This is a genomic window from Phenylobacterium sp. CCH9-H3, from assembly GCF_001557235.1.
Lineage (GTDB): Bacteria > Pseudomonadota > Alphaproteobacteria > Caulobacterales > Caulobacteraceae > Phenylobacterium.
In genome coordinates this window covers 1-10460 of record NZ_LSJI01000172.1, presented here as the reverse complement: position 1 = coordinate 10460, position 10460 = coordinate 1, and the positions used below count along the sequence as shown (strand labels likewise).

Annotated in this window: 14 protein-coding genes and 1 pseudogene; 13 read left to right on the top strand and 2 right to left on the bottom strand. The window is 70.9% G+C overall.

Annotated features, from left to right (window positions below; translation table 11 throughout):
- The 6 genes from AX721_RS27990 to AX721_RS15385 all read left to right on the top strand — a co-directional run.
- The coding region (locus tag AX721_RS27990) for a hypothetical protein (protein WP_197422601.1) at positions 1-315 on the top strand (315 nt) is incomplete at its 5' end.
- A 17-nt stretch (positions 316-332) separates the two neighbouring features.
- On the top strand, positions 333-749 hold the full coding sequence (locus tag AX721_RS15405; protein WP_068876890.1) for a hypothetical protein: 417 nt from the start codon (positions 333-335) through the stop codon (positions 747-749).
- A 3-nt stretch (positions 750-752) separates the two neighbouring features.
- On the top strand, positions 753-968 hold the full coding sequence (locus AX721_RS15400; protein ID WP_068876889.1) for a hypothetical protein: 216 nt from the start codon (positions 753-755) through the stop codon (positions 966-968).
- Positions 969-1051: 83 nt separating this feature from the next.
- Positions 1052-2263: a parallel beta-helix domain-containing protein gene (locus AX721_RS15395; RefSeq protein WP_068876888.1), complete on the top strand. Its 1212-nt coding sequence runs from the start codon at positions 1052-1054 to the stop codon at positions 2261-2263.
- A complete protein-coding gene (locus AX721_RS15390) occupies positions 2260-3315 on the top strand; it encodes an SO2930 family diheme c-type cytochrome (protein ID WP_231754726.1) in 1056 nt (351 codons plus the stop codon). Before AX721_RS15395 ends, AX721_RS15390 begins: the two co-directional genes overlap by 4 nt.
- Positions 3312-4106: a CAP domain-containing protein gene (locus AX721_RS15385; RefSeq protein WP_156696853.1), complete on the top strand. Its 795-nt coding sequence runs from the start codon at positions 3312-3314 to the stop codon at positions 4104-4106. Before AX721_RS15390 ends, AX721_RS15385 begins: the two co-directional genes overlap by 4 nt.
- On the opposite strand, the gene otsA is transcribed toward AX721_RS15385, so the two are convergent.
- Positions 4103-5515: an alpha,alpha-trehalose-phosphate synthase (UDP-forming) gene (gene otsA / locus AX721_RS15380; protein WP_068876886.1), complete on the bottom strand. Its 1413-nt coding sequence runs from the start codon at positions 5513-5515 to the stop codon at positions 4103-4105. The two genes, AX721_RS15385 and otsA, sit on opposite strands and share 4 nt — an antisense overlap.
- A 240-nt stretch (positions 5516-5755) precedes the next feature.
- Positions 5756-5944: a hypothetical protein gene (locus tag AX721_RS15375; RefSeq protein ID WP_068876885.1), complete on the bottom strand. Its 189-nt coding sequence runs from the start codon at positions 5942-5944 to the stop codon at positions 5756-5758.
- 395 nt (positions 5945-6339) lie between these two features.
- Between AX721_RS15375 and AX721_RS15370 the strand changes: the two genes are divergently transcribed.
- From AX721_RS15370 to AX721_RS15340, 7 genes and pseudogenes are all read left to right on the top strand, one after another.
- Entirely contained in the window at positions 6340-6843 is a 504-nt protein-coding gene (locus AX721_RS15370; protein ID WP_082765816.1) for a MarR family winged helix-turn-helix transcriptional regulator, read from the top strand.
- 74 nt (positions 6844-6917) lie between these two features.
- Positions 6918-7532, top strand: a complete 615-nt coding sequence (gene ruvA, locus AX721_RS15365) for a Holliday junction branch migration protein RuvA (RefSeq protein WP_068876884.1) — start codon at positions 6918-6920, stop codon at positions 7530-7532.
- A complete protein-coding gene (gene ruvB / locus AX721_RS15360; RefSeq protein ID WP_068876883.1) occupies positions 7529-8557 on the top strand; it encodes a Holliday junction branch migration DNA helicase RuvB in 1029 nt (342 codons plus the stop codon). Before ruvA ends, ruvB begins: the two co-directional genes overlap by 4 nt.
- A complete protein-coding gene (locus AX721_RS15355) occupies positions 8554-8997 on the top strand; it encodes a YbgC/FadM family acyl-CoA thioesterase (protein ID WP_068876882.1) in 444 nt (147 codons plus the stop codon). Before ruvB ends, AX721_RS15355 begins: the two co-directional genes overlap by 4 nt.
- A 50-nt stretch (positions 8998-9047) precedes the next feature.
- Positions 9048-9749 carry a protein TolQ gene (tolQ, locus tag AX721_RS15350; RefSeq protein WP_068876881.1) on the top strand — a complete coding sequence of 234 codons (702 nt, stop codon included), beginning with the start codon at positions 9048-9050 and terminating at the stop codon, positions 9747-9749.
- A gap of 3 nt (positions 9750-9752) precedes the next feature.
- Positions 9753-10244, top strand: coding sequence for a biopolymer transporter ExbD (locus AX721_RS15345; protein WP_068876880.1), 492 nt, complete (start codon positions 9753-9755; stop codon positions 10242-10244).
- Positions 10241-10460 (top strand): annotated as a pseudogene (locus AX721_RS15340) (energy transducer TonB); the annotation flags it as partial. The gene AX721_RS15345 and the pseudogene AX721_RS15340, both read left to right, overlap by 4 nt.

Here is a 10460-nt window from a genome sequence, read left to right as displayed (position 1 = left end):
CAGATCAAACCAGGACTCTCGTTATGGCTGGATGAGAAACGGGGGTCACGTCAGAATCTTTCAGAGTGGCCAGACGAACAAAAGGGCGCGAATTGGCACGACCTCCGCCTGATCGCCGCGGCGGCGAACGTCCAATGCGATGTAAAACAGAAGGGCTTGTACGCAAACTGGCTGACCGCGAGAGACTGGGACAGCAACGCTAGGTTCCCCGGCAACAAGAAGCCCCAGCAAGAGGTTAATGACCTGATTACTGCCGTGTGCCACCATCAGGACGGAGTGATGAAATGGCTGGACAGCCTCTATCACGCGCTCTGATCAGAGCGGGAGCCGAATTGCTGGACGCCACTGACGCGCTCAACATGAGCGCGCAGGGCGCGATGTGGATTTATAGCCACGCCCTAGGCGACTGGCGCTATTACCTCGTCACATCGCTGGTGGACTCCATTGGCCGCCGCAAGACCTACAAGCTTCTCGTCGACGCCTTTGAGCGATTGGACCTGCCCGAGGAGATGACGGTCGAGGACGTTCATCTAGGGAGTCCCAGTGATCCGCTGTTCCAAGCGATTTCGGGCGCCATAGGTGTGCCCCCGGGCGTGCGGGGTGAGTTCACGCTTAAGGACTGCAGCATCAATGGGCTCCAATTCGACGGGATGATCTATCGCAGTGACATGAGGCCGACGCTCCCGAAGGATGCGGCGCGCATCGAGCGGGCGTTTGAGCGAAAGGTCCGAGAGGTCACAAGGGCCTAGCCCTTGCAAGCCAGCCCCAACGGGACGACGTTCCGCCCCGTGGGAGAGATCGAGCGGAAAGCGGATGGACTTCATCTTCGATCCGCCAAGGCTCGACTGATCCGGATCAAGGAGTATGTGTCGAGCAGCCAGGTCACGAATGGCATGCTCCCATCCCTGGTCACTGATCTGCCGATCGGCCCGATCTTCCAGCCCTACAGCGACGATCCGGAAGGCTAGCCCTTGCGTCCCGCCCCCCATCGGAGCCACCTTCGAAGTTGAACGGCGCGTCACGATGCCGGGCAGACATCCGAGGGAACGACATGATCAGGTTCACCACCGCCCTGCTGGCGGCCACTGCGCTGGGCGCCGTCGCCCAGGCCAAGACGCTGTCGGTGGCGCCGGGGCCCGAGGCGCAGGAGCGGATCCAGACGGCTCTGCTGGACGCCAAGCCGGGCGACGTGGTGCAGCTGGCGGCCGGGCGGTACGAGCTGGTGGACGGGCTGTCGCTGGGCGTGGACGACGTGACGGTGAAGGGCGCCGGGCCGGAGGCCACGGTGCTGTCGTTCAAGGGCCAGAAGGGCGCCGGCGAGGGGCTGCTGGTCACTTCGGACCGGGTGACCGTCCGCGACCTGGGGGTGGAGGACACCAAGGGCGACGGGGTGAAGTCCAAGGGCTCGGACCAGATCAGCTTCGTCAATGTGCGGGTGGAGTGGACCGGCGGGCCGAAGGAGACCAACGGCGCCTATGGGGTCTATCCCGTCAGCTCGACCAATGTGCTGATCGACAGGGTGGTGGTGCGCGGGGCCTCGGACGCCGGCATCTATGTGGGCCAGTCGAAGAACATCGTGGTCAAGCGCAGCCGGGCCGAGTTCAACGTGGCCGGGATCGAGATCGAGAACTCGATGAACGCCGACGTGTTCGACAACGTCGCCACCCGCAACACCGGGGGCATCCTGGTGTTCGACCTGCCGAACCTGCCGCAGATGGGGGGCCATTCCACCCGGCTGTTCCGCAACAAGGTGGTGCAGAACGACACGCCGAACTTCGCGCCCAAGGGCAATATCGTCGCCAACGTGCCCACCGGCACCGGCGTGATGATCATGGCCAACAAGAACGTCCACGTCTTCGACAACGAGATCGCCGAGAACCAGTCGGCGGCGGTGATGCTGGTGAGCTACACCGAGAAGTTCGACGACAAGACCTATAACCCCCTGCCCCGGGACATCGTGGTGCGGGACAACCGCATCGGCCGGAACGGGTGGGACCCCAAGTTCACCGGGGGCGAGATCCTGGCCAAGATGATGGGCGGGTCGCTGCCGCCGGTGATGTGGGACGGGGTGACCAGCTTCGCCGGGACCAGCGATCCGGTGCGGGTGCGGATCTCGGACGGGCCGGTGCTGAACCTGCAGTTGCCGGCGCCGGGGGCGCTGATGGCCGCCAAGCCGGTGAAGGCCGACACCGTGGGCGACGCCCAGATCGCCGAGCCGGCGGCCGTGGTCCTGCCTAAGCGCCAGGCCGACCTGGGGGCATGATGCGGCGCTGGCTGGCCAGCCTGGCGGCGCTCGCGTGCGTGAGTGCGGCGCCGGCCCCGGCGGCCGTGTCGCTGGAGACCCTGCTGGCCGAGGCGCCGGCGCCCAAGCTGTCGGACTATCGGCTGTTCACGGATGCGGCAGGCCGGCGGCCGAACGGGCTGACGCCCTATGCCCTCAACACGCCGCTGTTCAGCGACTATGCCGAGAAGCACCGCTTCCTCTACCTGCCGCCGGGGACCAAGGCGGCCTATCGGGCCGAGGGGGTGCTGGCGTTTCCGGTGGGGACGGCGCTGGTGAAGACCTTCGCCTATCCGGCCGACCTGCGCCGGCCGGACGAAAAGGTGCGGTATCTGGAAACCCGCCTGTTGATCCACAAGCGCGAGGGGTGGGTGGCGCTGGCCTATGTGTGGAACGCCGAGCAGACCGAGGCGGTGCTGAAGCGGGCGGGCGCGCGGCTGGACGTGAGCTTCGTGGACGCGCGCGGCCAGGCGCGGCAGGTGGACTATGCGGTGCCGAACCAGAACCAGTGCAAGGAGTGCCACCAGCTGGACAAGACGCTGCTGCCGGTGGGGCCCAAGGCGCGGAACCTGAACGGGACCTTTGCCTACGCCGGCGGGGCGGAGAACCAGCTGGCGCACTGGAGCCGGCGGGGCCTGCTCTCGGGCGCGCCGAAGCCGCAGGACGCGCCCAGGACCGCGCGGTGGGACGATCCGGCCGAGCCGACAGCGGCGCGGGCGCGGGCCTACCTCGACGCCAACTGCGCCCATTGCCACAACCCGCGGGCGGTGGCCTCGAACTCGGGCCTGTTCCTGAACCTGGAGGAGACGCGGGCCCCGGCCCTGGGCGTGGGCAAGGCGCCGGTGGCGGCGGGGCGGGGATCCGGCGGCCTTCGGGTCAGCGTGGAGCCGGGGCATCCGGAGGCCTCGATCCTGGCCTATCGCATGGCTTCCACCGAGCCGGGGGTGATGATGCCGGAGCTGGGCCGTTCGCTGACGCATGAGGAGGGGCTGGCCCTGATCCGCCAGTGGATCGCCGGCATGCCCGCCTCGTGAGGCTTGGCCGGCGCGCCGTGCTGGGGGCCGGGCTGGCGCTGGCCGCCGGGCCGGCGCTGGCCGAGGCGATCACCGACGCGGCGCCGCCCGCCTCGGACGCGGAGGCCTGGAGCGCCTATGAGGCGCGGCTGCAGGCCCGGTCCGGCGACGCGGGCGGGCATCGGTTCGACGCGGCGGCGGGTCGGGCGGCGCTGAGCGCCACCAATGCGGCGCGGGCGGCGGCGGGCGCCGGGGCTGTGGCCTGGCACGAGGAGCTAGCCGCGGCGGCGCGCGCCCATGCGGGCGACCTGGCCGCGCGGGGCTATGTGGAGCACCTGTCGCCCGAGGGGTTCGATCCCAGCCACCGCTTCTGGCTGCTGGGCCGCACGACCATCGGATCGCCGTCGGAGAACATCGCCTATCACCGCGGGTCGGGGCCGCCGGTCGCCGCGGCGGACCTGGTGATGCGGTGGCGGAGGAGCCCGGGCCACTGGCGCAACCTCCTGCGGCCCAGCCACACCCACGCCGCCTATGGCGTGGTGCGCGCCCGGGACCGGGTCTGGATGGTGGGGCTGTTCGCGCGGCCGGTGGCCAGCCTGCCCGAGCCCTTGCCCTTCCGCGCCGAGGGCCCGCAGGTGGCCCGGGCGCTGCAGGCGGTCCCCCGCGAGCACCGCCCCCGCCTGTCGCCGCCGCAGGGCAGCCGGCTCGGCAAGGTCGAGGGCGCGGCGCCGGTGATGCAGATCACCGCCATCCGCCGCCGCGAAGCCGGCGGCTTCGATGTGGTGGGCGGGCCGATCTTCCTGACCGCCTAGACCACCCGCAGTTCCGGCTCCTGCGCCACCGCCGGAGCGGCCCGGGCCAGGGTGGCCACGAAGTCGTCGCGCCAGGCGCCGACGTCGGCGGTCATGACGATGGACATCATCGCCTCCCAGCGGCGGCGGCGCTCGGCCAGGGGCATGGCGATGGCCTCGCGGATGGCGTCGCCGATCTCCTCGCGGCTGAAGGGATTGACGATCAGGGCGTCCTTGAGCTGGTCGGCGGCGCCGGCGAAGCGGGAGAGGACCAGGACGCCGGGATCGGACGCGTCCTGGGCCGCCACGAACTCCTTGGCCACCAGGTTCATCCCGTCGCGCAGGGGCGTGACGAGCGCCACGTCGGCGGCGCGGTAGACCCCCGCCAGCTCGTCGCGGCGGTAGGAGCGGCTGACGTAGCGCAGCGGCGTCCAGTCGAGGTCGGCGTAGGCGCCGTTGATCCGGCCGGAGATGGCGTCGAGGCGGGCGCGCAGGTCCTGGTAGGTCCCCACCTCCTCGCGGCTGGCGGTGGCGATCTGCAGGTAGAAGAGCTGATCGTGGTGTTCCGGGTGCTCGCCCAGGAACCGCTCGTAGGCCTGGAAGCGGTCCTCCAGCCCCTTGGAATAGTCCAGCCGGTCGATGCCCAGCAGCATCTTGCGCCCGGCCTTGCTCTTTTCCATGCGCGCGAACTGGGCCTCGCCCGGAGGCAGCCGGGCCGCCTCGACGAAGGCCTCGGCGTCGATGCCGATGGGGAAGACGCCGATGCGCAGGGTCTTGCCGAACGCGCGCAGCTGGTCCTCGCCCGCCGCGGCGCCGCCGGCCTCGTGGACGATGTAGTCGCTGAACGCCTCGCGGTGGTCCTGGGCCTGGAAGCCGACCAGGTCGTAGTCGAACAGGCTGCTGACCAGGTCGCGCCCGCCCGGCAGGGTCAGGAACAGGCGGCGGGACGGCCAGGGGATGTGCAGGAAGAAGCCGATCCGGTTGCGCACGCCCAGCTTGCGCAGCTGCTGCGCCAGCGGGATGAGGTGGTAGTCCTGCACCCAGATGATGTCGTCCGGCGACAGCAGGGGCGCCAGGGCGCGCGCGAACCGCTCGTTCACCCGCTGATAGCCCTCGTGGTAGCTGCGCTCGTACTCCGCCAGGTCGGTGCGGTAGTGGAACAGCGGCCAGAGCGTGCGGTTGGCGTAGCCGTTGTAGTACTCGTCCACGTCCTGGCCCTCGAGGTCGACCAGGGCCACGGTGACGTCGCCCACCCGCTGGACGGTGAGCTGGCCGGTGTAGGACTCGACGGTGTTCCCGCTCCAGCCGAACCAGACGCCGCGGCCGTCGCGGAGGGCGGCCGACAGCGCCATGGCCAGGCCGCCGGCCGAGGCGACGCCGGCGTCCTGCGGCGGGCTGACCCGATTGGAGACGACGATCAGGCGGCTCAAGAGGCGCGCCTCGCGGCCGTCTCGAAAGCGGATCGTCCGGTCTTGCCGTTCATCTTGGGTCTCCTCGAATTGGGCTCGTGAGGGCGGCGGGCGCGTGGGCCCAACCGCTTCCTCGGCCGCGGCCGCGGCATGGCGCCGACGCCAGGCGGTCCGGCGATTACATCGTATTAGGACATATATAGGCGTTCAAATCACGCCTGCGGGAGGTTTGATTTCAAACGGTATTCCGACGATCGGCGCCTAGTTCCGCTCGCCCGACACATAGAGCCGCGACGCGCCGAGGGGCGCGAAGTCGTCCGCGTCCAGCGCGAGCGACCGGGCCGCAGCCGCCCCGAGCCAGGCGGCGGCGAGGGCGCCGGCGACGAGGAGCGACCCGCGGACGGCTGCGGTTCGAAGCGTCGGCGATGGGCGGGTCTTGGGCGGCGTCATCGCCGCAGCTTAGCCGTTGCCGGCGAGGTCCGGGTTCACAGGGTTGTTATGATACATCGTCTTACGATCTTTTCGGGCATGGGGTAGTCGTGCCTTGGGTCCGCAGCGATCCCCCGCGCGGCGCCGGTTTCTTGCCCCCCCGGCTCCGGCGCCGCGCGACATCGCCGCACCGGGGGCTGGTGCGACAGGACACTGGCGGGTTGCAGCATTGGGGTCACCTTGCAGCCGCGCCGGTCGGGGCCCCGCGGTCGGCCACCGCGGGCGGCGCCGCCGGCAGGACGTGCCGGCGGCGCCGTGCCCCCCGGACCCCTGGTCCGCCGGCTGGATTTCTCCGATCCTCCAGGCGTGCGAATCAGGCCCCGAGCGTCCGGGGCCGCGTACCCGAGATCACCCCGATGGCGTCGAACCCGTCCGAGTCCCCCGCGCGCCGCCCCACCCGGCGCAAGCTGACCGGCGCGGACTATCAGGCCCTCGGCGCCTTTCGCCAGGCCCTGCGCCGGTTCCTCGCGTTCAGCCAGGCCGAGGCCCGCGCGGTCGGGCTGACGCCGCAGCAGCATCAGGCGCTGCTGGCCGTGCGCGCCCATCCGGGGCCGGGCGCCCTCAGCGTCGGCGGGCTGGCGGCGTCGCTGCTGATCAAGAACCACAGCGCCCTCGGACTGGTGGACCGGCTGGTGGAGCGGGGCCTGCTCAGCCGGGCGCCGGCGCCGGACGACCGGCGGCGCGTGGCCCTGACGCTCACCGACGAGGGCGCCCGCCTGCTGGAGATCATCTCGCGCAACAACCTCGGGCAGCTGAAGAGCACCATGCCGGTGTTCACCGACCTGCTGCACGCCCTGGAGCAGCTGGAACTGCCGCACCCCCGCGGGAGGTCCGGCGCAAGCGCCGAAGAGGGTCCCTAAGGCCCCTTCCCGTTGTTCCCCCGGAGTCCGCGCTGCGGTACTCCTGCGGAACACATGCCGAACCCGATTCGCACATGATCGGCCGACTGCGCGGCGCCGTGGCCGAGGTCGGCGAGGAAGAGGCGCTCATCGACGTGATGGGCGTGGGCTATGTCGTGCGCTGCGGCGCGCGGACCCTGTCGCGCCTGCCCGAGATCGGGGCCGAGACCCTGCTGCACGTGGAGAGCCACTGGGGGGAGCAGACCGGCCTGACGCTCTACGGCTTTCTCGCTCGGGAGGACCGGCAGGCGTTCGTGCTGTTGCGCACGATCCAGGGCGTGGGGCCGAAGGCGGCCCTGGCGGTGCTGGACGTGCTGCCGCCGAGCGAACTGGCGGGGGCCGTGGCGCGGGACGACAAGGCCGCCGTGGCGCGGGCGAACGGCGTCGGGCCCAAGCTGGCGCTGCGCATCGTCACCGAGCTGAAGGGCAAGCCGATCACGGACGGACCGGTCGCGGCCTTCCACGCCCAGGCCCTGCCGAGCCAGCCGGTGAAACCCTCCGCGTCGGGCGAGGCTGTAGCCGCGCTGATGGGCCTGGGCGTGGCCGAGCCCGCCGCCCGCCGCGTGGTCGAGGCCGCCGCGATCCGCCTGGGCGAGGACGTCGAGCCGCCCGCGCTCATCAAGGCCGCGCTGCAGGAGCTGGGGCGGTGACCCGCATCGTCTCCGGCGAACCGCAGGCGTTCGAGCCAACGGACAAGGCCCTGCGGCCGCAGACGCTCGGCGAGTTCGTCGGGCAGGAACAGGCCAAGGGCAACCTCAGCGTCTTCATCGACGCGGCCAAGAACCGGGCCGAGGCGCTGGACCACGTGCTGCTGTTCGGCCCGCCGGGCCTGGGCAAGACCACCCTCGCCCAGATCGTCGCCCGGGAGCTGGGGGTGAACTTCCGCGCCACGTCCGGGCCGGTGCTCGCCAAGGCCGGGGATTTGGCCGCGATCCTGACCAACCTGGAACCGCGCGACGTCCTGTTCATCGACGAGATCCACCGCCTGGCCGCCAACGTCGAGGAGATCCTCTATCCGGCCATGGAGGACCATGTGCTGGACCTGATGATCGGCGAAGGGCCATCGGCGCGGTCGATCCGCATCGACCTGGCGCCCTTCACCCTGGTGGCGGCGACGACGCGGGCGGGCCTCCTGGCCACACCCTTGCGCGACCGGTTCGGGATCCCGATCCGGCTGGAGTTCTACACCCACGAGGAGCTGCAGAAGGTGCTGCTGGGCGCGGCCGCCAAGATGGGGACCCAGCTGTCGCCCGACGGGGCCATGGAGATCGCCGCCCGCGCCCGGGGCACGCCCCGGGTGGCGGGCCGGCTGCTGCGCCGCGTGCGCGACTTCGCGGCCGCCGACGGCGCGGCGGTGATCGACCGCAAGGCCGCCGCCTCGGCCCTGGCGCGGCTGGACGTAGACGAGATGGGCCTGGACGCCCTGGACCGCCGCTACCTGCGCGCCCTGATCGAGAACTACGCCGGCGGGCCGGCCGGCGTTGAGACCCTGGCCTACGCCATCGCCGAGGCCCGCGACGCCGTGGAGGACGTGATCGAGCCCTTCCTGCTGCAGCAGGGCTTCATCCAGCGCACGCCCCGCGGCCGCATGGCCTGCGCCAAGGCCTATGCCCACCTGGGCCTGACGGCGCCCAAGGGCGTCGGCCAGCCGCAGACGCCGGACCTGTTCGAATGAGCGCCGAACCCTCCGCCGGCTGGCTCGACGGCCGGGAGCACCAGCTGCCGGTGCGGATCTATTACGAGGACACCGACTTCACGGGAGTGGTCTACCACGCCAACTACCTGCGCTATTTCGAGCGGGGGCGGAGCGATTTCTTCCGGCTCGTGGGGATCAGCCACACGGCGCTGCTCGAGCTGCCGGAACCGACCGCCTTCACGATCATTCGGATCGAGCTGGACTATAAGCGCGCCGCCCGGGTGGACGATGCGCTGCTGGTCCGCACGACCTATGACAGCGTGAAGGGGCCCCGCCTGTTCGTCAGCCAGCGCATCACCCGGGGCGAGGAGTTGATCGCCGAGGCCCAGGTCCAGGCGGTGTGCATCGACCTGGCCGGGCGCGCGCGGCGCCCCCCGCCGGGAATGGTGGACCGGCTGCGTCCCTACTTCGCGCCATAAGATCGCCACCGACCAAAGCCAACCACGACCGGACACGACGAGGAGACACGATGGACCCGGCCGCCGCCGTCACGCCCGAGAGCTTCGACCTTGTTACGATCTTCCTGCGCGCCGACTGGGTCGTGAAGCTGGTGATGATCGGCCTGGCCCTGGCCTCCCTGTGGTCGTGGACGATCATCCTGGACAAGCTGGTCCGGTTCGCGGCGCTGAACCGCGAGGCCGACCGGTTCGAGGACCAGGTCGCCTCGGGCCAGAGCCTCGAGGATGTGGCCGCCGCGGCCGGCGCCCAGCCCACCCACGCCCTGCCCCGCATGCTGCAGGGGGCGCTGAAGGAATGGCGCGAGGCGCGGACCAAGGGCCCGCCCAGCGAGGGACAGGTGGCCTTCCTGATCCAGCGCATCGACCGCCATCTCGACGCCGTCATCGCCCGGGAGAGCGCCCGCGTGGAGAACGGCCTGGGCGCGCTGGCCATCGTGGCCACGGCCTCGCCGTTCGTGGGGCTGTTCGGCACGGTGTGGGGGATCATGCGGGCGTTCCAGGCGATCGCGATCCAGAAGAACACCTCGCTGGCCATCGTGGCGCCGTCCATCGCCGAGGCCCTGTTCGCCACCGCCATCGGCCTGGTGGCCGCGATCCCGGCCTACATCTTCTACAACAGCTTCTCGACGGCGGCCGGCAAGTACGCCGCGCGGCTGGAGGGGTTCGCCGACGACCTCTCCACGGCCATCCAGCGCCGCCTGGCGGGGGGCTGAGCCATGGCGCTGTCGGCCAACGACGCCTTCGCGGCGGGCGGCGCCAAGCGGCGCCGGCGCTACGGCCGCGGTCGCCGGGGCGCGCTCAGCGAGATCAACGTCACGCCGCTGGTGGACGTGATGCTGGTGCTGCTGATCGTGTTCATGATCTCGGCCCCGCTGCTGACGGCCGGCGTGCCCGTGGAGCTGCCCAAGACCGAGGCCGGGGCCATGCAGGACGTGCCCGACCCGATCACCATCTCGATCCGCTCGGACGGCCAGCTCTACATCGGCGAGAACGAGGTTCCGTTCGCCAACCTGTCGCCGCGGCTGAAGGAGATGGCGTCCGACGTCACCCGGCCGATCTATGTGCGGGCCGACGGCAAGGCCAGCTATGAGATCGTGGCGCGGGTGATGGCTTCGCTGTCCACCTCGGGCTTCAGCTCGATCAACCTGATCACCGAGACCGGCGGGCCGTCGTCGGGCGCCACGGAGCAGGAGGAGGCCGCCTCGTGACCGCGGCCCGCGCCAGGCGCATCGAGGTCTCTCCGGCGGCTCTGGGCTCCATCGCCCTGCACGTGGCCGTGGCGGCGGCCTTCATGATGTCGTGGGGCAGCCGCGACCTGAAGGTGGGCGCCGTGGTGCCGGTGACCATCGTCTCGAACGCGCCCGACCTGGATACGCGGCCCGCCGAGCAGGGGCCGGAAACGCAGGAGGCGGCGACCGAAACGC